The 18,346-nt window shown below is 48.6% G+C and carries 23 protein-coding genes and 1 pseudogene; 19 read left to right on the top strand and 5 right to left on the bottom strand.

Annotation, left to right across the window (positions count from 1 at the left end; all coding sequences use genetic code 11):
* The 5 genes and pseudogenes from Q4579_RS12005 to Q4579_RS12025 all read left to right on the top strand — a co-directional run.
* A pseudogene (locus tag Q4579_RS12005) lies at window positions 1-460 on the top strand (hypothetical protein); the annotation flags it as partial.
* 80 nt (window positions 461-540) lie between these two features.
* Entirely contained in the window at window positions 541-873 is a 333-nt protein-coding gene (locus Q4579_RS12010; protein WP_303564707.1) for a YnfA family protein, read from the top strand.
* A 68-nt stretch (window positions 874-941) separates the two neighbouring features.
* Window positions 942-1,460 (top strand): LysE family translocator, encoded by a 519-nt coding sequence (locus tag Q4579_RS12015; protein WP_303564485.1) that lies wholly within the window; start codon window positions 942-944, stop codon window positions 1,458-1,460.
* A gap of 143 nt (window positions 1,461-1,603) precedes the next feature.
* The gene (locus Q4579_RS12020; protein ID WP_303564487.1) at window positions 1,604-1,996 is read left to right on the top strand and encodes a DUF4440 domain-containing protein; all 393 of its coding nucleotides are present in this window, start codon (window positions 1,604-1,606) and stop codon (window positions 1,994-1,996) included.
* Window positions 1,997-2,045: 49 nt separating this feature from the next.
* On the top strand, window positions 2,046-3,023 hold the full coding sequence (locus Q4579_RS12025) for a Gfo/Idh/MocA family protein (RefSeq protein WP_303564708.1): 978 nt from the start codon (window positions 2,046-2,048) through the stop codon (window positions 3,021-3,023).
* Between the two features lie 121 nt (window positions 3,024-3,144).
* On the opposite strand, the gene Q4579_RS12030 is transcribed toward Q4579_RS12025, so the two are convergent.
* The 3 genes from Q4579_RS12030 to Q4579_RS12040 all read right to left on the bottom strand — a co-directional run bounded on the left by Q4579_RS12030 (window position 3,145) and on the right by Q4579_RS12040 (window position 5,198).
* Window positions 3,145-3,573, bottom strand: coding sequence for a hypothetical protein (locus Q4579_RS12030; protein ID WP_303564490.1), 429 nt, complete (start codon window positions 3,571-3,573; stop codon window positions 3,145-3,147).
* Window positions 3,570-4,496, bottom strand: coding sequence for a zinc dependent phospholipase C family protein (locus tag Q4579_RS12035; protein WP_303564493.1), 927 nt, complete (start codon window positions 4,494-4,496; stop codon window positions 3,570-3,572). Before Q4579_RS12035 ends, Q4579_RS12030 begins: the two co-directional genes overlap by 4 nt.
* Before the next feature lie 321 nt (window positions 4,497-4,817).
* Window positions 4,818-5,198, bottom strand: coding sequence for a helix-turn-helix domain-containing protein (locus Q4579_RS12040; RefSeq protein WP_303564495.1), 381 nt, complete (start codon window positions 5,196-5,198; stop codon window positions 4,818-4,820).
* Window positions 5,199-5,351: 153 nt separating this feature from the next.
* On the opposite strand from Q4579_RS12040, the gene Q4579_RS12045 reads away from it, so the two are divergent.
* Entirely contained in the window at window positions 5,352-5,894 is a 543-nt protein-coding gene (locus Q4579_RS12045) for a nuclear transport factor 2 family protein (RefSeq protein WP_303564496.1), read from the top strand.
* Between the two features lie 106 nt (window positions 5,895-6,000).
* On the opposite strand, the gene Q4579_RS12050 is transcribed toward Q4579_RS12045, so the two are convergent.
* Complete coding sequence (locus Q4579_RS12050; RefSeq protein ID WP_303564498.1) at window positions 6,001-6,660, bottom strand: c-type cytochrome; 660 nt, start codon at window positions 6,658-6,660, stop codon at window positions 6,001-6,003.
* Between the two features lie 5 nt (window positions 6,661-6,665).
* Complete coding sequence (locus tag Q4579_RS12055; protein ID WP_303564500.1) at window positions 6,666-7,979, bottom strand: molybdopterin-dependent oxidoreductase; 1,314 nt, start codon at window positions 7,977-7,979, stop codon at window positions 6,666-6,668.
* Window positions 7,980-7,997: 18 nt separating this feature from the next.
* Here Q4579_RS12055 and Q4579_RS12060 point away from each other — a divergent pair, with 18 nt between their 5' ends.
* The 13 genes from Q4579_RS12060 to Q4579_RS12120 all read left to right on the top strand — a co-directional run bounded on the left by Q4579_RS12060 (window position 7,998) and on the right by Q4579_RS12120 (window position 18,345).
* Window positions 7,998-8,603, top strand: a complete 606-nt coding sequence (locus Q4579_RS12060) for a hypothetical protein (RefSeq protein ID WP_303564503.1) — start codon at window positions 7,998-8,000, stop codon at window positions 8,601-8,603.
* Window positions 8,604-8,738: 135 nt separating this feature from the next.
* Window positions 8,739-9,668, top strand: a complete 930-nt coding sequence (locus Q4579_RS12065) for a hypothetical protein (RefSeq protein ID WP_303564505.1) — start codon at window positions 8,739-8,741, stop codon at window positions 9,666-9,668.
* Window positions 9,668-10,384 (top strand): RES domain-containing protein, encoded by a 717-nt coding sequence (locus Q4579_RS12070; RefSeq protein ID WP_303564507.1) that lies wholly within the window; start codon window positions 9,668-9,670, stop codon window positions 10,382-10,384. The genes Q4579_RS12065 and Q4579_RS12070 overlap by 1 nt, the downstream gene beginning before the upstream one ends.
* 140 nt (window positions 10,385-10,524) lie before the next feature.
* Complete coding sequence (locus Q4579_RS12075; RefSeq protein ID WP_303564509.1) at window positions 10,525-11,079, top strand: dihydrofolate reductase family protein; 555 nt, start codon at window positions 10,525-10,527, stop codon at window positions 11,077-11,079.
* 80 nt (window positions 11,080-11,159) lie between these two features.
* On the top strand, window positions 11,160-12,077 hold the full coding sequence (gene yddG, locus Q4579_RS12080) for an aromatic amino acid DMT transporter YddG (protein ID WP_303564511.1): 918 nt from the start codon (window positions 11,160-11,162) through the stop codon (window positions 12,075-12,077).
* Between the two features lie 333 nt (window positions 12,078-12,410).
* Entirely contained in the window at window positions 12,411-12,809 is a 399-nt protein-coding gene (locus tag Q4579_RS12085; protein ID WP_303564513.1) for a GNAT family N-acetyltransferase, read from the top strand.
* Window positions 12,810-12,848: 39 nt separating this feature from the next.
* Complete coding sequence (locus Q4579_RS12090; protein WP_303564515.1) at window positions 12,849-13,091, top strand: Rho-binding antiterminator; 243 nt, start codon at window positions 12,849-12,851, stop codon at window positions 13,089-13,091.
* A gap of 119 nt (window positions 13,092-13,210) precedes the next feature.
* On the top strand, window positions 13,211-13,678 hold the full coding sequence (locus Q4579_RS12095) for a 2TM domain-containing protein (protein ID WP_303564710.1): 468 nt from the start codon (window positions 13,211-13,213) through the stop codon (window positions 13,676-13,678).
* A 137-nt stretch (window positions 13,679-13,815) separates the two neighbouring features.
* Window positions 13,816-14,232 (top strand): YkvA family protein, encoded by a 417-nt coding sequence (locus Q4579_RS12100; RefSeq protein WP_303564516.1) that lies wholly within the window; start codon window positions 13,816-13,818, stop codon window positions 14,230-14,232.
* A gap of 359 nt (window positions 14,233-14,591) precedes the next feature.
* The gene (locus Q4579_RS12105) at window positions 14,592-15,536 is read left to right on the top strand and encodes a DUF523 and DUF1722 domain-containing protein (protein ID WP_303564517.1); all 945 of its coding nucleotides are present in this window, start codon (window positions 14,592-14,594) and stop codon (window positions 15,534-15,536) included.
* The gene (locus Q4579_RS12110; protein WP_303564518.1) at window positions 15,526-16,374 is read left to right on the top strand and encodes a MerR family transcriptional regulator; all 849 of its coding nucleotides are present in this window, start codon (window positions 15,526-15,528) and stop codon (window positions 16,372-16,374) included. The genes Q4579_RS12105 and Q4579_RS12110 overlap by 11 nt, the downstream gene beginning before the upstream one ends.
* Window positions 16,361-17,827 carry a deoxyribodipyrimidine photo-lyase gene (gene phrB / locus Q4579_RS12115; protein ID WP_303564519.1) on the top strand — a complete coding sequence of 489 codons (1,467 nt, stop codon included), beginning with the start codon at window positions 16,361-16,363 and terminating at the stop codon, window positions 17,825-17,827. Before Q4579_RS12110 ends, phrB begins: the two co-directional genes overlap by 14 nt.
* Window positions 17,828-17,937: 110 nt before the next feature.
* Window positions 17,938-18,345 (top strand): nuclear transport factor 2 family protein, encoded by a 408-nt coding sequence (locus Q4579_RS12120; RefSeq protein ID WP_303564712.1) that lies wholly within the window; start codon window positions 17,938-17,940, stop codon window positions 18,343-18,345.
* Window position 18,346 lies beyond the last annotated feature (1 nt).

An 18,346-nucleotide genomic window follows, 5' to 3' on the forward strand; every position in this document is an offset into this window, starting at 1 on the left:
AAGATGGTATCCGCTCAAATCAGGACAATCAACAAGCCACTGCGCTGGAGTCCGTACACCAGATTTGACTATAGCTCCAGAAACTGTGGGCATGATTGACTTTGATACTGCACATCCCGCCCCCAGAATTTGGGATATCGCTTATGCCGTATACTGCTGGGCTCCATTCAAAACTCACGAGTATGATGCAATGGGTGACTTAGAATCTCAGTCTGTACGAGCCAAGCAGTTTTGTGATGCTTATGGTTTACCAGAAAAAGACCGTCTGGCTTTCGTGGATGCAATGATAGACAGAGTACAAGCTTTGGTAGACCATATGCATAGTGAAGCCAGTCAAGGTAATCAAACTTTCATCGAAAATATCAAAGATGGGCATCATTTGGCTTACTTGGCGGATATCCAATATCTCAATAGCCATAAGCAGTATATTACCGACACTTTGGTGGGTGCCCGTGCATGATCAGGCTTTCCTCGTGCGGCAAAGTTTGATGAGGGGAGTCCATGTCATTGATCATGTGTCATCAATCAGAGGAATTATCTTTGCCGGAAGTAAAAACAGTCGGTCTTTTTTTAATCACCGCTTTCGCTGAAATTGTTGGCTGTTACCTACCATATCTTTATCTGCGTGAGGGGAAATCGGTTTGGTTGCTGTTGCCGGCTGCACTGAGTCTTGCGGCATTCGCTTGGCTGTTGTCTTTACATCCAACCGCTGCAGGCAGAGTTTATGCTGCGTATGGAGGCGTCTATATTTTCATGGCTATTTTATGGTTGTGGGCTGTTGATGGGATTCGCCCAACCACTTGGGATCTCGTCGGTTCCGGTGTGGCACTTTTGGGGATGGCGATTATCATGTTCGCCCCACGGAGCACATAGCAAGACCCGGCAAACGATGTGTGAACAGACTGCTGCCGGGTTGTGTTCGTTTTCATGGAGGAACGATTGTGGAAATCTGGAAGTTATTACTCTTTATCCCTGCGTGTTTTGCGCTCAATATGACACCAGGGCCAAACAACCTGTTATCAACGAACAATGCTCGTTGTTATGGCTTCAAGTCTGCGCTCATTGCTGGCCTTGGCCGGATTTCAGCTTTCACAGTAATGATCGTATTCGCTGCTTCAGGTTTAGCCGTCGTGCTTTACACATCTGAGACCCTATTTTTCGTGATAAAGCTTTTGGGTGCAGCTTACTTGCTGTGGATTGCGTTTCATCTTTGGCGTTCAGAAGCCAGTCCAATGACAGAAATAGAGAACCATCGCAACCATTTAGGCTTAGCGAAACAAGAGTTTGTACTCGCCGCTGGCAACCCCAAGGCCCAAGCTGAAATAGCAAAGGTATCGCACATCGCGTGGACGGCGAGTCCGAATCATGTGAAAGCGCACGATTTTTACAAAAATCTAGGTGCTGACGTTGAGCGTATGGTTGGTCAGCGGCCGTACTTTCGTTGGGCAGCGCTCGCCTAGCAAGACGTTTCAGAGCACTCTCATCACATAACAGCTTCTCGGTTCAGTTGGTTATTGTGTTTCGGGGGGGAATGTTTAGTTTCTTGGAATAACGTTGCCACCTCTGATGCGGTGTTACCTGTCATTATAGCTTTGGAGATTTAATGGACATTCTCATTGAACAAGAGATCGAATTGCATCAATACGACATACGTCAAAGTAAAGCGGATATTGATCGTCTGATTCATCCCTGTTTTTTAGAAGTGGGTAAATCAGGAAACAGTTATGATTTGACGTTGATTAAACAATTGATGGCATCAGAAGCGCCTTCTAATACTCGTGTTCATTCTCAAAATTACCAATGTATTCAGCTTGAGCCATCAGTTCAACTTCTAACGTATGAGTCAGTAATGGTGAGTGCCTCAGGTGAAGTTAGCGATTATGCGAAACGTTGTTCTATTTGGGTATTTACAGGGACTTGTTGGCAACTCAAGTATCACCAGGGAACGCCTTGTACGCCTTTCAAACTACAGAATAACGAATACCATTGGTGTTAAATGAGCAGGTTCAGGCCTTTGAAATACACAAACACGGAGAGCAGGCATGATGCATTGGGGAATTCTGGGAACAAGTTTTATTTCTGGTGTGATGGCAGAAGCGATCAAAGGCGACGATCAAAGTAAGCTGTATGCCGTGGCCGGCCGTTCAGCGGATAACTTATCTGCGTTTGCCAGGCAGCATGCTGTTGAGAAAACCTACACTGATTATGAAATGCTTTTGCGTGATGAACAGGTCGATATCATTTACATCGCTTTGCCGAATCACCTGCACCATGATTTTATCCTGAAAGCGGCGCAACAAGGCAAAGCGATTCTGTGTGAGAAATCGCTTTCGATTGATATGGCGAAAACTGAGCTGGCACTGCAAGCTGTCAGGGAACATCAGGTGTTTTTTGCCGAAGGTTTGATGTACCTGCATCATCCATTGATTCGTGAGCTGGTTGCGGTGCTTGAATCTGGAGAAATCGGTGAACTGCGCTCGATTCATACATCGTACATCGCTTCGATTGCGCAGTTCGTCAATCCGGAGAGCAAAGGCGCTTTATATAATCTGGGGTGTTACCCGGTGTCTTTACTGTATCTGGTTGTGAAAACGATGCTAGGCGAACAAGCTTTCGAGAATCGTACTCTGCAGGCAGTGAGCCGAAGAGGAGCAGATAACAATATTTGTGAATCGAGCTTACTGATGAGTTTTGGTGAACAAAGCTCTGCCATTGTCCATACCGCTGAAGACCATGGTTTGAAGCATCAGTTTACGATTCTTGGCAGTCAGGGGTGTATCACCATGGTATCGAATCCGTGGCTTCCGGCACGAGAAAACCACTTCAGTGTTGAAATCTATGAAACTTCAAAACGCGATATCGCAGTCACCGCCCAAGGCGATGCATTCTTTTATCAGGTACGCCAAGTACGTGAAGCGGTAGAGGCCGGACAAAAGGAACTGGTGAGCCCCTGTGCAACCTGGCAAGATTCATACAATATCATGCAGTTGCTCACAGAATGGGAAAGTCTCGGCCATGAATAACCGGGTTTAAACAGGGGAGAGCGTATTGTCGGTATGGCTGACTGTCAGAGCCGATCTGAATCAGTACACCTCATGGCAGACTCGTATGGTTCTGCCATGAGGCTGTGAATGCGCCTCGATCCTAGTGACCGCAAATGGCGGCTGCATCGAGCCTGATTGTGCAGGTGTTGGGCTGCGGAGCGTGCCAGTAAATGTTATCAAATTCTGTATTGCAGCCGACATCTTCCATCAGTGCGACATCGCCATCACAGATCAGCATGACAGCATTGTTGCCTTGAAATTCTGAAACAATGCGATAACGAGAGACGTTCCCTTCGACAGCCAGTTTGGGGAGCTTCGCGAGTTGATCCGGGATTGAAGCGGTCGCGTTATTGATCACTTCTTCACTTGTGAGTCCTGTTGTATCTTCATACTTCAGCTCACCATCAACAGCTTGACTGATATCTTTTAAAATTGAAGCGATGTCATACATGACTTCTTCAGGATATTCGGCTTGTGTTGTACAAGAAGTGACAGTTAAAAATAACGCGACTGTGGTGAATAATCTCATAGCGCCCTCCATGCAGTCAGCTGGCCATCTTCACAGTAGCCGGTATCTAAATTCCAATTTTTGAAAAAGCCTGTCGTCTGGCCCTCAAATACACAACTCGCAGTTTGTTCCCAAAATAATTGGATCGTTTCAACGGCTTTATCAAAAATTTCATCATAGTGTTTCAGGCCATCCGGTGTTTCTAGATGCTCGATATAAATAGGGTTGACCTCATCTTGAAGCGGGTAAGTTAACCCGTGTCTGGCGGCAACATGTCGTGCCCATGGGAATAATCGGTGTGACTCCTCGGCATGATTCACAACCGTCTGAAAACCTTGATGCCAGGCGTGAATGTCCGGCTCACATTCATTTGCGTATGCAGGATAGACAACAGAAAGGGCCTTACACCATATCTTCCGGATGATTGGATCGATGCGGCTATCGTCCAGAGGATCGACACAACTGCCGATATTTTCTTTGACACGATCGGCCAAACCGAGCTGTCCGAGTTGCATTCTGGATGGCCAGATATAAGCATCCTGATTCATCTCACAGATCCTGTGTTGTTTTGCGTTTTCCGCATAAGGACCCACTTTCATTTCCACGACCGGATGAATCGTAATATCAGCAGCGACATGTGAAACAAAGCCACATAGCCAGGCAAAGGCTTTTTCAAAGTGTTCGTGATCGACTGCTTTGACCTCCTGAATAAGCACATTGATCAACGTACCAACATCGTTGTAGTGCATTTCGTCGGCCCACTTGTTTTGTGCAGAATTCAGAATGGCGAGATAAGGGAAGTCGGGGCTGACACAACCCAGCTCTAAGTACCTTTTGTTTTGCGCTAAAGCTTTTTTAGCTTTGTTCGGCATATTTAGCGCCAGCATTGCATTGTTGGCAGAAGCCACATTGACCGCTGTGATGTGAGCAAAAGCACCAGGCATATGAACCTCCATGTACAGTGTGAGGACATGGAGTTTACTATGCATCAAGTTTGTCATTTGAGACTTCAGTCTGATATAGAACAGATATTGGCTGTCTGTGGCGCACTTAAACAAGAATGCGATTTGCGAAGCGGCTTTGGATGGCTTATGGGTCAGAGAGCGCATCAACTCAAAAGAGCGCAAATACAAGCGTTTAGGAGATTTCCTCCGGCCAGCACCGGAGGCAAATGTAAATCTCGAGCAAAAAATAGGGGGCGGGCAGGCTACCTGCTTGATATGTGGTGTGAAAAATCTTTAATTTTCAAGTGTATAATCTTTTGGTTAACTTCTTTCATCATACGCTTTCCTCGCGCGTTTAATTTCATTCTGATGCTCATCCGCCCAGCAAACTAATTGGTACAATGGTTTCACGATATCTCGTCCCATCTTTGTTAGGCAATACTCAACTCTGACCGGTACTTCAGGATAGACGGTTCGATTGACATAGCCTTCCCGTTCTAAATCACGTAGCGTCTGGGTCAGCATACGCTGAGAGATACCTTCCACTCTGGATTTCAGTGAGTTAAATCGATCTGTGCCGTCTACAAGGGCAAACAGGATGAGCAACGACCACTTATCGCCGATCTGTGAGACAACATTCCGTACCGGGCAATCGTCATCGTTGTGAAAAACCCGCTTTTCTGACTGAGCCTGCGTTGCCATGTTTGTATTCCTTTTCAGTGTCTTCAAATCTCAAATCGGGTTACCAAAATGTGCCTAGCGAACAATATGGTACCTTCTTGTTATCTAAGTTACTAATAGTTACCATGGCAATCAACCTATATTGATGAAACGAGAATACTTCTGGAGTGATTTATGTGGAAAACACTGACACCTTTTATCCTGCTGTTGATGAGCACGATGGGTTTTGCGCAAACCGCTGACAAGCTGGTGATCGACCTGAATTCACTGAAAAAGCCGAATTGGACGGAGCAGGAATTAAATAACGCAGTATTAATCACTGATTTTGTCCAAAATCTTATGAATAACCATGATTTTGATTATATCTTGGAGCGTTACAATAATAGTGCCTATGTTCAGCACAATCGTAATCTGCCGAATAAAATCGAAGGGTTGGTGGGTTTTTTAGAGGAATTTGTTGAGGAATACCCTGACTACACTTACGACGTAAAGCATATCTATGTTGACGGTAATTACGTGATTTTTCATTCTCATGCAACCTTGAATCAGGAAGACAGAGGGAATGACCAAAAAGGCCTGAATATTATTGATACTTGGCGTGTCGAAGAGGGCAGGATCGTAGAGCACTGGGACTCGATTCAGGCACTTGATTTTTCAATGAGATTTTATTCCCTCATCAGCGGTGGTGATATCAATAATTCGAACGGCGTGTTTTAGATTTTTGAATTGAGTATCAAGTACGAACAATCGCTTTGAGGAACGGGAACCCGGTGATTTTGATTGAAGGGACTGAATCGTGTCATGCACGATGCACACATATGACCTAGCTTCCATAATAGGTCGACAGATAGGTGAGTATCGCTTCCCGATCACTGGGTTCCGGCTCAGCCATTCCCTGCTCCTCAACCATCCAGACTAAAAGCTCATCCCATCGCTCTTGGCTGAGTGCCTGTTGTGTGACGAGATGGAGTGAATGGCAGGCAGAGCAGGCCGTTGCCACCAGCGTCATGTTTTCGCCTGGGGCCAGAATGTCCTCCCCTGGGGATTTGACCGGTTCACCTGCAAAAGGGGTGGACCAATCCGGCGGAGAGGGATTTTTAGTCGCAAGCCAGGCAATGATCGCTGCGCGGGCACCCGGGTCTTTGACGCCCGGGAAAAGCATGTTTGTACCGGGGGCGAAGTCTTCGGGGGAGGTGATAAAGGCATCCAGCTTGTCCGCATTCCATTTTCCTTGCTGTTGTTTTAAGGCGTCACTGTATTGAAAGCCGTCAAAACTGGCGATCGGACGATCAGCCAGCCCCCAGAGCGGCGGTCCGACGACAACCACACCCTCTGCTTCCAGCTGATGACAGGCTTTGCAGACCAAGCCTTGTGCTTCACCGGCAGAAATCAGAGATTCGTTTGCCGAAAGAGGCAAACAGACCCAAACATTCAGAAGAAATGAGAGCGGGATGACCCGCTCGCACAAAGATGCCATGGTCATGTCAGTTATCCGTTGACGACGACAGCGACCCGGTGGAATGTGTTGTTCAGGTAACCTTTGGGATTCCAGGCAATCGCAAAGGGTTGGCTGACCCCTTGATCATCTGTGGCTTTTGCCCAAATTTCATAGTAGCCAGGTTTCGGGAACTTCACCTTGACATTGAAGGTCTGCCAGGCGCCTTCATTGGCCGGGGCTGCGAGTTCCGTATCCATCCAGGTGGCGCCAAAGTCGATGGAAACCTGCACTTTTTCCACTTTGCGATCGCCAGACCATGCATGACCGCGAACGGCGACTTCACTGCCTGAAACCTGAGTATTGGTTTGTGGCGATGTGATTAGAGATTTCACCGGCATCCGTTCGATAATCTCAAAATCTTTTTCGTCTACTTTTTCACCGGGTGCAACGGGACGGTTCGGCACGCGGTATGAAGTCCCGGTCATTTTGGGGCCATCATGGATCTGATCCCGAATTTGAATTCGTGTCAGCCACTTTTGCGAACAGGAGCCAGGCCAGCCAGGTATAACCAACCGTAATGGGGCACCGTTCATGGGGTGCAGTGACTCACCGTTTTGCGCAAAGGCAATCAGGTTGTCGTTGCCCATTGCTTTCTCGATAGGGACACCCCGTGAAATCGGTAATTTTCCTTCTTGCCCCGACAGGTGCTTGTCCGCACCGTAATGAGCCGTGTAAACAGCATTGTCTTTTACACCTGCTGCTTTCAGTACATCAGCCAGTCGAACACCAGTCCACTCCGAACAGGCGACAGCCCCGTATGTCCATTGATTCCCTGTCGCTTTGGGTTCAAAAAAGGCCCGTCCGTTCCCACCGCACTCGATGACCAATTGCTGTTTGACCACCTCGAAGTTTTTCTTCAGATCAGCAAGGGTCAATGTCATGGGTTTATCGACCAGACCGTCTATCGTGAACTTCCATGCATCCGCATTGACTTCAGCCGGAGGGACACCATTATTGCGAATGAAGTGACGTGCAGTGGGGGTAATATCGTCATTCAGCAGATGAGGTGGTGTTTCTGCATTCATGGGCCGGTCATTCAAAACGGTTAAGCCGTCTTTTCCTTCAATCACGACATCGTCAAGACCTTCAGCAAATGCTGCCGGAATCATCCCGGCAGGCATGTTGCGGTGAAATGGAATCGCGCCCCCGAGCACGGCAGCCATCGTGGCTAAACCGGCGCCTTTCAGAAAACCGCGTCTGTCCGGAAAGCTGACCCGGCCAAAGATCTTCTGGTCTGCAGACTCTGGGTGCTTTTCGTAAAACTCGAAGATACCTCGTGGTGGATTTTTCTTCTCTCTGGCCATCGTACACACCTATATCTGATGAAGATTCAGGCACCCCGGGTTCAACGCATTGAATCAACAGGCGAGAGCCCGGAACAACAAGATGAGTCACGCAAGGTACCATTCAAGACAGATGTTCAAGCACAAAGCCAGCACTATGCTGGATGTTTTATGCTTAAAGGTTACAACTTTGTTTGTGAGTGTAGTTGGCAACCCGGTATCTCTCAAACCTGTTGGCGACAGAAGCGCCGACGCTCAATAACTTCCGATACTGCCCCGAAATGCGGTGCAGTGACTATGATTGATGAAGTTTTTGAAGCGGGAGCAATCATGAAATATCTGTTTATGTTGATGGTTTTCTTACCGGTTGCTGCATTTGCCAAGAACTATCGGATCGTGACAGAAGCAGAAGCCAGCGATTTTCTCAATCAGGCAGACGTTTCACAGAGAAATGTCCCCCATGGGGTGCAACTGATTGATTTGGAGCGTGCGATGATTCAAGGTGAAAAAATAAACAGCGGTGGCTGTTCTTACAATAATTCATCACTTTTAAATGAGAAAACACAGCGCTATGTGATTGAAGTGGCTAAAAACCTTGAGACGTGCGAATCCCTGGTCGAGTTAGGTAATCTTCCCGATGAGTGAACAGGATGCTTTGCCGGAACCATCAACCGATAGGTTTTATATAACGTGATGAGAAATTGAACGCTTTTTAACCCGTATCAAAGGGTGTATAGTTGTATCTGCGTTTATATTGACTACACTTATGCAGGGAAAGCAATGAGTAAAGCTTTTGATTTCATGGGAGGTCACGCCATGGTTACCCAAAAAGACAGTAAACATTTCATGCTTACGATGAGTGTGAAAGATACTGAGACCAAGCCAGATACCACGGTGAGTGTACAGGGGACGAATGCGCCTTTTTCCAATGAATCATTGCTTCACCCGGCCGAGGACATTGCGCTTCTTCCCTTGATAGGACCGCATACGCTGGGTGTGCAGCCAGCGCCTGTCCAGCGACCTCAGGTGAGTTTGATTGTGGACGAGGATTCTGCGGAAGATGACCATGCGCTGTCTGTGAGAATTACCGCTGAAGAAGCAGAATCACTGAAAGAACTGAGCCGAAATCTGTTGTTCTATGCCCAAAAAGGGGGATTACAGCACATTGTCGATTTGCTTGAGCGAGATGCCGAGCAACAGTTCAGTGACTTTAAGCGGCGCATTAAAGATCACACTTCATCTGAAACGCAATTTATGATTGCCAGCGCTTTGAATGAGATTGAAGCGCGTACTGAGCAATATCCATTGCTCAGTGCAAGCGCTGCGACGAATTTGCTGGGTGAGTTTCAGGCTTCGAACCCGTCAAGGGTGATCAGTCAGGCAAGCCAAGCCCGGCGGCTATTCGCGTTCAATTTTGGTGATGCGAAAACAGTACAGGTGCCCGCGTTTCAGTTTGATACAAAACATCTGGGAGTCTGGAAAGCCGTTCCGGAACTGTGCCAAACACTGAATGGTTTGAATGACTGGGGGGTCTATCAGTGGCTGACCTCAGTCAGTGACGATTTGGGGTGTACCCCAGCTGAAGCGCTTCAGAAACCCGAGCTGGAAGCAGATCTGCTCTATCTGGCAAGCTTGTACAAAGCAGACAGCACGTTCAACGACCTCAGTTATACAGCGGACACCGATGCATCTGAAATCGGGGGGCGCTAGTGACGGAGAATCAACCCCCTGTTTTTGAAATTGATGCGCGTCGTCAGTTGTTCCGGGTGCTGCGCCATGAGTGTGATGAAGCGGGAGAACGGCTATATACTGCCTTGGATCCGAATCCTTTCAAGCAACTTGAATGGATCTCGGATATCAGAGCGAGGGATCAGCACGGCAATGCGGTCACCGGGCGTTTTGCTCCTTTTCGCAATAAGTTTCAGGAAGCTGTTCCTGCTTTGTATGTTGCTGCAATGCCGGAAACAGCCTACTACGAAGCCGTGCTGAGACCCATGGGTAACTCGGCCCGGCGGACCTTATCTAAAAAGCAGTTTGAGGATCTGGAAGTCGCGACACTCAGCTTTCAGAGCACGCTGCGTGTTGCTGATTGCCGTCAGGCTTACCTTGAAGGGGGAGCCGATGCATTCTGGCCGTATTCCTTTGATCAGTTGTTTCATACAACGCAACTAAGGTCGATGGACAATGCCAGAAGCTTGGCGAAGTATGTGGCAGACAACTATCCGAACCTGGATGGTCTGGTCTGGGATTCTGTGCAGCAAGGCCATTGCGTGCCCGTTTTTGTGCTTTTTGGCCCCCGGCGACCAGGGGAGATCCACAGAACCAAAGCGGCATTGGATGATATTCCAACCTGGCGACCGTACCTCCACAAAGAAGTTGCCAGAGGGAATCTGGTGATCGCACCGGATCTGGCCGCAATCCTGTAGTTATTGATTTATCAGTAAAAACACAAACTTTATTACACCTTTTTGACCCTGATAACTGGCAAAACTGATGTGCTCTGCAAATACTCATGAGGCAGTCTTGCAGAGCGTTTCTGCGCACGTTATCGACACAGGGTTATGCCATGGCTCATCTGATTTATTCTTTAAACATGACATTAAATGGTCACTGCCATCATGCGGATGCTGTAGTGGATCAGGAACATCATGAATATGCCCTTGAATTATTACATGCATCTGAAGCTTTGATTCTGGGGCGTCACACTTATGATCTTTTTTCCGCGTTTTGGCCAGAAGCCGCAACAAGACGGGACTTACCCAAATATATGCAGTATCTGGCGATGGAATTACAGTCCATTCCCAAGCGGGTTGTCACGACCCGGCCGCTTGAATATTTCTGGCAGAATACTGAGATTCTGAAAGGACCGGACATCGACCAGACACGAGAATTTTTATCCGGGATCTCCGGTAATGTTGTTCTGTTTGGCAGCCCCGCGTTGGGAACATCACTGGCGGATGCAAATTTGATCAATGAATATCAATTCTTACTGGAACCCTTTATCAGCAACCAGGGAAAGCAAGTTCTGGATGGTGTGAAATTACGGCAAAGATTGATGTTATTGGAAGCCCGAAGACTGAATCGGGACGTCATGTTGCTGAGATATGCATCTGAACCATAAACGGCTTTCTTTCGGGTTGTTTTCGCCTTTTTTCTCAGGCAATGTTGTGGATTCTCAGGTTTTCATAGCAAGGTTCAAACGTGGTTCGCAGTCATCAATTTACGCTGGCCGGGTGTGGCGCAATTTTTCTTTTCAGCAGTGTGGTCGCCCTGATCCGAAATGTGACCGAGCAACTGGGTCCGGTGGGTGGGGCCGCCATGATCTACAGCGTTAGTGCTGTCATTCTGATTCTGACGGTTGGTTTACCCAAATTGTCCTCTTTTTCCCGCAAATATCTTGTGCTGGGTGGAGTGCTGTTTGTCAGCTATGAGATGTGTCTGGCGCTGTCTCTGGGGATGGCCAATGACCGGTTGCAAGCGGTTGAGATGGGGTTGATTAATTACCTGTGGCCGTGCCTGACTGTGCTGTTTGCGGTGATCTTTTCTCGTCGCTCAGTCAGTTGGCTGTTATATCCCTCGTTGTTATTATCTTTTTTGGGCGTTGCCTGGACAGTTTCCGGCGACAGCGGCTTATCGATTTCCCAGTTAATCGCCAATGTACAAAGTAACCCGGTCAGTTATACGCTGGCGTTGAGTGGTGCGTTTATCTGGGCGATTTACTGTAATCTGACCCGCCTGATGGCGGATGGCAAAAATGCGATCACCTGGTTTTTTGCGGCAACAGCCGTCGCCCTGTGGGTGAAATATCTATTTTCTCATGAGCCCCCTATGGCGTTTGATCTTCCGGTGATCCGCGATCTGCTGCTGGCGGGTCTGGCGATGGGCGGTGGTTATGCGCTGTGGAATCTCGGGATTCTGCGCGGCAATATGGTCCTGCTGGCTACCTTGTCTTACTTTGTCCCGGTATTTTCAACATTTCTATCGGCGCAGTTGCTTGGGCTGACGTTGACAGCAGCATTCTGGCAAGGGGTGGTGATGGTGACTCTCGCCTCAATCCTGTGCTGGTGGATCACCCGTGAAAAAACAGAGCCGGTTCCAATACAGGAAGAACAAGCCTGAACCCTTAAGCCCGCAGTATTGCGGGTTTTTTCGTCGAATGAACTTCAAACGTTCCACCCGCAGTGCATTTCCATTGAAGACGATCACGATTCCTTTCATTGCATATCAACTTTATTGAGTATCCGGGTAGGATCGTGGGCAATCCGGGTAAATCCTGAGTCTATTTCATCTCTTATTTTCTGCGGAGATTCAGTGATGTATGACATCGTCAACGTGCAGGCGTATTCAAAAGGTATTGAAGCTGCTGCGGCGTAGTTTCATCAGGATGAGGACAGACGATACGGATTTATCGGAAATTGATTGAATCAACAGCCATGAATGAAAGGAAAACTGATGTACCAGGTGATTGAGCAAGTTGTGGGTCCGGATGATTTTTTGCGTTTACGCGAAATTTCAGGTTTATCGTCTCGATCGTATGATGCGGCTGTGAAAGGGCTGCCGAACAGCTTGTATGGTGTTCATGTTGTCCATGAGGGTCAGGTTGTCGGGATGGGTCGGGTGATTGGTGATGGTGCCGTTAATTTTGACATTGTCGATGTCGCCGTCGACCCGGCGCATCAGGGAAATGGCCTAGGACGGCAAATCATGGAATGCATGATGGCCTATATTGATCGGGAAGCCTTTCCGCGTTCCTATGTGTCTTTGGTGGCGGATGTCCCGGCTTTGTATGAAAAATTTGGTTTTCAACGGGTTCGCCCGAAATCTGAAGGGATGTATTGGGTGAAAAAATGATCGGTCCTCTGTCCGAACCATCGCATTGGAGATTGAAAGATGATCTCATGTCAGCAATATGACTACATCGAAATTGCCTGTCTGTACACATTAGCGGTCAGGCTGACCCTGAACAATGGTCAGCAGATAGAAGGCCATGCGAAAGATACCCTCCGGAACAGTGACAGGCAGGAATGCCTGTCATTACAAACCAGCCGTGGGTTGCAAATCGTTGTGCTGGATGAACTGGTGCGCATGGAAGCAACACAGCCCAATGTGCATTTCGATGTGGTTGAATTTTAATATCAGTTCTAACTGATTGAAAAATAGAGGTTGTCGGCTTGGTGTCGGGTCCGTGTCGTGGCTTGTCGGGTGAAAAGTTCAGTAGGCTTGGCATTGAAACAGCAAAAGGGAATTGAATGATGATGATTCGGAAACTCAGGTTACAACGTGGTTGGTCTCAGGAACAATTGGCACAATTCAGTGGCGTCAGTGTCCGGACCATTCAGCGAATTGAGCGCGGTGGGAATGCCGGCTTAGAGACCCTGAAGTCCTTTGCGGCTGTTTTCGAAATCGATATCACTGAACTGAAACAGGAGCCAGACATGGACAAGGAAAACGCGGTGAGTACGGAAGAAGAACGTGCGATCTCTTATGTGCGCGACATCAAGGCATTTTACTCACATCTGATCACTTACTGTCTGGTGATCGGCTTATTGTTTGTCATCAACTTTGTCACAGATCCGTCTTATATCTGGGCCTGGTGGCCAGCAATGGGATGGGGGATTGGCGTCGCCATTCAGGCTGCCAGTACCTATGAGTGGTTCAATTTTTTCAGTACGGACTGGGAGAAGAAACAGGTCGAGAAGCGATTGGGCAGAAAGCTTTGATGCACTTAGAACATTTACAATTGCGGGCCGGGAACTCCCGGCTTGTTTGTTGCGGTCATCTCTTTGGAATGAGGTGACAATGTTTCTCAGAAAAGCCATAGTTAACGCAGAGGTCATGTGAATCAGAGGCGCTGGGTATGGCAGGAAAAATGACAGAACAGGAAGCGGCAGCAAAACTGGAAAAATCTTCGAAAAAGGTGACGGATAAAGACATTGAGCGGGTCTTGGAAAAAGAACAGGACATTGAAGAAAAAGTTCAGAAAAATGGGTCCCTGCGACAGTACTTCAATGTTGTGAAATCAATGTACAGTCTGGTCAAAGCCTACTGGAAAGGGGAATACCGGGAAATTCCCTGGTTCACCATCGCCGCTATTGTGACAGCCTTGCTCTATGTGTTTAATCCGCTGGATGTACTGCCGGACGTGATTCCGTTTCTCGGCCTCACGGACGATGCACTGATTCTGGCCGTCTGCCTTAAGCTTGTACAACAGGATCTGGATGATTTTGAACGCTGGCGTTCAGAAAAAGAACAAGCTTCGCAATCTGATCACTGAAGATGAAGTGAGAGATTATCAGTCGTTTCAAAAAATCCGCACACATGTGATGCACCAATGACCGTCATTATCGCGCAGGCGGGAATCTATTAAGCACCTTGCTTGCAGCACTTTCAGATCATCATATCGCCGATAAGTTTATCGCGATCATCCGCAATCCCACTCAATCACTTTCAGGTATTTACATTGCCCTGATGAGTCTCCAGCGCATAAACGTCACTGGATTCACGTCTTTGCGGGAATGAAAAACTTGTCCCTGAACTATGAGCTGTTACAAACCTATACATTTTTTTTTCTTGTACAACTTCGGCGGCTTGTCTAAGATTCTTGTACAAGAAATATTTTTGTATAGGTGTAACATGTCTATTCCGGTGGGTATCAGTGCCTGTGTACTTGGCGAGAAAGTACGATTCGATGGCGGGCATAAGCGGAATCGGTTCGTGACCGATGAGCTGGCTCAATACGTTCGGTATCGTCCGGTCTGTCCGGAGATGGCGATTGGTTTGCCTGTGCCCCGTCCGACTATCCGGTTGGTTCAGCAGGAAGACGGCGAGCATTTAGTCGATAGCAAGCAAGGTGAGAACGACTATACAGCGGCGATGCAGAGTTTCGCCGAGCGTCATATTGCTGGCCTCGATGATCTGTGTGGTTTCATCGTTTGTGCTAAATCGCCGACCTGCGGCATGGAGCGGGTGAAACTGTACATTCCGAATGGTAATACGGTGCCGGGAGGCACGGTTGGTGTGTTCACGCGCAAGCTGATGGCAGCCATGCCCTGGTTGCCTGTTGAAGAAGACGGACGATTACATGATCCGGTGCTGCGGGAGAACTTTGTCTTCCGTATCCACGCCCTGCACGATTTTTATCAGAGTGTGGGTCAGCAGCCGACAATGGATGCTTTTGTGAAGTTTCATTCCCGATACAAATTTGTGCTAATGGCCCATTGTCCCGCGGCTTACAAATCGATGGGGCCTTTGGTGGCCGGGATTAAACACTGGGATCTGAATGAATTCTTCGTCACCTACCGTCAGCAATTTATGGCGGCACTGAGTCACCGGGCTAACCGCAAAAACAATACCAATGTGCTGATGCACCTGCAGGGATATTTCAAACGCAATCTGACCAAGGCGCAAAAGCAGGAACTGCTGGATCTGATCCAGAGTTACCGATTGGGGCATCAGCCGATTCTGGCGCCTTTGGCACTGATTAATCATTACCTGAAAGAATTTCCGGATCCGTATCTGCAATTGCAGACATTTCTCAATCCGTATCCGGAGGAGTTGAAATTACGTTATGGCCTCTGAAGTGAAATTATTTGCAATCCGTGAAGTCTCTGAAATTACCGGCGTCAACTCGGTGACCTTGCGTGCCTGGCAGCGACGCTATGGCTTAATCAAACCGCAGCGGACCGAAAAAGGGCACAGACTGTACACGCAGGAAGATATCGAGCGGATTCAGCTGATTGTCTCCTGGCTCGATAAAGGCGTCGCTATCAGTAAAGTGCGTCCGTTGCTCGAAACCGGATCAGAGGCTGTCGCAGAGCAGGAAAGTGAGCAGGCCTGGGTGACACCTGTGATGACTGCGCTGGCTGAATGCCGGCGCGGAAAGCTGGAACAACTGTTAACTCAGCTGATGAAAGAATATCCGCTGTCATTGTTTATCGAACAGGTGGTGGAGCCCGTCGACCGGCAATTGAATGAGAGCGCGAATCCGCTCAAGCCCATACAGTGCGCATTATGGCAATCCGCTTTAATCGAGCACTGCGCTGCACTGGTTGCGAAAGCCCGCAAGAGAAACGGACGAAAAGCACTGTTGCTGAGCTTTGAGCCGGCACAGGATGGCATTTCGCATCATATCTGGCTCTCGGCGCTGGCGCTGAGTTTGGATGGTTATAGTGTCACTATTCTGGAGAATCTGCCATTTCAGGGCAAGTTGCATGGATTAGAAGCAGCTGTGTCAAAACAGGATTTTGCGCAGGTCCTGGTGGTGGGTGAAAGCAAACTCCCGCAAGCCATCCTGAAGCAATTGGCAAGGCTGCATACGGCGTTGCATTGCCCAGTGATTCTGAAAGGCAGTATTACGGTGATTCATGGATCCTGGTTACAGAAACTGGCAGGAGAGACTGAGCATGACGAAGACTGAATCCGCCAACAGCATGATGTGGTTCCGGGCCGATTTAAGGGTCGTGGATAACACCGCGCTGCTTCAGGCCAGCAAACAGAAAAAACCCGTGTTCGCCGTCTTTTTTGCCACGCCGGAACAATGGGCGTCTCATGACACAGCGCCGATTCAAATTGATTTGATCCGCCGCCGCCTGAGATCGCTCCAGACACAGTTAAGTGAATGCAATATACCGCTTCGGATTGAGCAGGTTGCTGATTTTGAGGCGCTTCCGGCTGCCATTGCTGCACTGGCCGAGGCATGGTCGTGCGATCACGTCTTTTGTAACAAGCAGTATGAATGGAACGAAAAGCTGCGGGATCAGGCTGTGGGTCAGGCACTGAAAAAGCAAAAGATTAAATTCAGTGTGTTTGAAGATACCTGTGTACTGCCGGCTGGGAGCGTACTCACCCGCCAAGGCGATCCGTTTAAGGTTTACACCCCATTTCGGCGTGAGTGGTTGAATCAGTTTCATCTCAGCCCGGCACTGGCTCAGCCTGCGCCAGCAGCGCAAGCCCATGATGCTGAACACATGAAATTTGCGACCCCTCCGAGTGACGAGCAAGTTGATCGTTGGATGGGATATGCCCTCAGAGACAGCAGCGACTGGCCCGTCGGAGAAGAAGACATCCGGGCGCGTCTGATCCGTTTTTGCGTTGAGAAAGTCCAGGATTACGGTGAGCACCGCGATCTGCCCGCAGTGGATGGCACCAGTGGTTTATCGCCTTATCTCGCCATCGGGGCAGTTTCTGCAAGGCAGTGTCTGTCGGCCGTTTTACATGAGTTTCCGGAGGCTTTTGAAAAGCAGGAGCAAGGCCCGTTTATCTGGCTCAATGAGATTATCTGGCGTGAGTTTTACCGTCATCTGATTGATGCCTATCCGCAGGTGAGCCGGGCACAGCCGTTTGTGAACTGGACCCGACAGGTGGACTGGCAATGGGATCAATCTGCGCTGGAGCGTTGGCAAAACGGCGAGACCGGATTCCCGATTGTGGATGCGGCGATGCGTCAGCTCAAAGCAACCGGCTGGATGCACAACCGGCTTCGCATGATTACGGCCAGTTTTCTGACCAAAGATTTGTTGATTCACTGGCAGGCCGGTGAACAGTGGTTTATGTCACAGCTGATTGACGGGGATCTGGCTTCGAACAATGGTGGCTGGCAATGGGCAGCATCAACCGGGACAGACGCCCAACCTTACTTCCGTGTGTTTAATCCGACGGCGCAGGGAAAAAAATTTGATCCAAATGGCGAGTTCATCCGTACATGGGTCAAAGAGCTGGCAGAAGTGCCGGATAAATACATCCACAACCCGTATGACTGGCCGGATGTGAAAAGCCTGGATTATCCGCCGCCTATGGTGGACCACAAGGCGGCCCGGGTAAAAGCCATCGAAGCATTCAAGCAGGCGAAAGCCTTGACAGAACAAGCCTGAACCGCGGTGAAACCCTGTGTCAGCGCAGAAAAAGGAAGCCAGACATCATGCAAAATTTCAGTACAAGTTCAGCGATTGAAGGACAGGAAAATCCGGGATCAGATTCGGTGATGGCGCAATTTATCCGCACATACAGCCAATTAGACCAGCAGGATTTAAGCAGCCTTGAAGCGCTTTATCATCCGGCAGTGGTGTTTGAAGATCCGGCGCACAGGGTTGAAGGCTGGCCAGCTCTGCATGATTACTTTCAGCGATTGTTCCAAAACGTCACGCACTGTGAATTCAGGATTCATCAGTCGATGGCAGATGATGCACAGGGTTACGTTGTCTGGACCATGGTGTTTGCGCATCCCAAGCTTAACCGGGGTCAGCACCGGGAAGTTCAGGGGTGTTCCCACCTGACGTTTCAGGACAATCAGGTGATTCATCACCGTGACTATTTCGATTTAGGTGAAATGCTTTACGAGGCCATCCCACTGTTGGGGCGCGTCGTGAAATCAATCAAGGCGGGACTGTGAT

It is taken from the genome of Photobacterium sp. 1_MG-2023 (genome assembly GCF_030547945.1).
In the GTDB taxonomy this organism is placed as follows: Bacteria; Pseudomonadota; Gammaproteobacteria; order Enterobacterales; family Vibrionaceae; genus Photobacterium.

What these genes read in the sequence shown, in the direction of transcription:
- Q4579_RS12110 (WP_303564518.1), top strand. Translation starts at nt 15,526, where the DNA reads ATGGCCTCTGAAGTGAAATTATTTGCAATCCGTGAAGTCTCTGAAATT.
- Q4579_RS12050 (WP_303564498.1), bottom strand. Translation starts at nt 6,660, where the DNA reads ATGACCATGGCATCTTTGTGCGAGCGGGTCATCCCGCTCTCATTTCTT.
- Q4579_RS12035 (WP_303564493.1), bottom strand. Translation starts at nt 4,496, where the DNA reads ATGCCTGGTGCTTTTGCTCACATCACAGCGGTCAATGTGGCTTCTGCC.
- Q4579_RS12120 (WP_303564712.1), top strand. Translation starts at nt 17,938, where the DNA reads ATGGCGCAATTTATCCGCACATACAGCCAATTAGACCAGCAGGATTTA.
- Q4579_RS12075 (WP_303564509.1), top strand. Translation starts at nt 10,525, where the DNA reads ATGGCTCATCTGATTTATTCTTTAAACATGACATTAAATGGTCACTGC.
- phrB (WP_303564519.1), top strand. Translation starts at nt 16,361, where the DNA reads ATGACGAAGACTGAATCCGCCAACAGCATGATGTGGTTCCGGGCCGAT.
- Q4579_RS12025 (WP_303564708.1), top strand. Translation starts at nt 2,046, where the DNA reads ATGCATTGGGGAATTCTGGGAACAAGTTTTATTTCTGGTGTGATGGCA.
- Q4579_RS12060 (WP_303564503.1), top strand. Translation starts at nt 7,998, where the DNA reads ATGAAGATTCAGGCACCCCGGGTTCAACGCATTGAATCAACAGGCGAG.
- Q4579_RS12055 (WP_303564500.1), bottom strand. Translation starts at nt 7,979, where the DNA reads ATGGCCAGAGAGAAGAAAAATCCACCACGAGGTATCTTCGAGTTTTAC.
- Q4579_RS12020 (WP_303564487.1), top strand. Translation starts at nt 1,604, where the DNA reads ATGGACATTCTCATTGAACAAGAGATCGAATTGCATCAATACGACATA.
- Q4579_RS12030 (WP_303564490.1), bottom strand. Translation starts at nt 3,573, where the DNA reads ATGAGATTATTCACCACAGTCGCGTTATTTTTAACTGTCACTTCTTGT.
- Q4579_RS12045 (WP_303564496.1), top strand. Translation starts at nt 5,352, where the DNA reads ATGTGGAAAACACTGACACCTTTTATCCTGCTGTTGATGAGCACGATG.
- Q4579_RS12105 (WP_303564517.1), top strand. Translation starts at nt 14,592, where the DNA reads ATGTCTATTCCGGTGGGTATCAGTGCCTGTGTACTTGGCGAGAAAGTA.
- Q4579_RS12090 (WP_303564515.1), top strand. Translation starts at nt 12,849, where the DNA reads ATGATCTCATGTCAGCAATATGACTACATCGAAATTGCCTGTCTGTAC.
- Q4579_RS12040 (WP_303564495.1), bottom strand. Translation starts at nt 5,198, where the DNA reads ATGGCAACGCAGGCTCAGTCAGAAAAGCGGGTTTTTCACAACGATGAC.
- Q4579_RS12065 (WP_303564505.1), top strand. Translation starts at nt 8,739, where the DNA reads ATGAGTAAAGCTTTTGATTTCATGGGAGGTCACGCCATGGTTACCCAA.
- Q4579_RS12100 (WP_303564516.1), top strand. Translation starts at nt 13,816, where the DNA reads ATGGCAGGAAAAATGACAGAACAGGAAGCGGCAGCAAAACTGGAAAAA.
- Q4579_RS12095 (WP_303564710.1), top strand. Translation starts at nt 13,211, where the DNA reads ATGATGATTCGGAAACTCAGGTTACAACGTGGTTGGTCTCAGGAACAA.
- Q4579_RS12085 (WP_303564513.1), top strand. Translation starts at nt 12,411, where the DNA reads ATGTACCAGGTGATTGAGCAAGTTGTGGGTCCGGATGATTTTTTGCGT.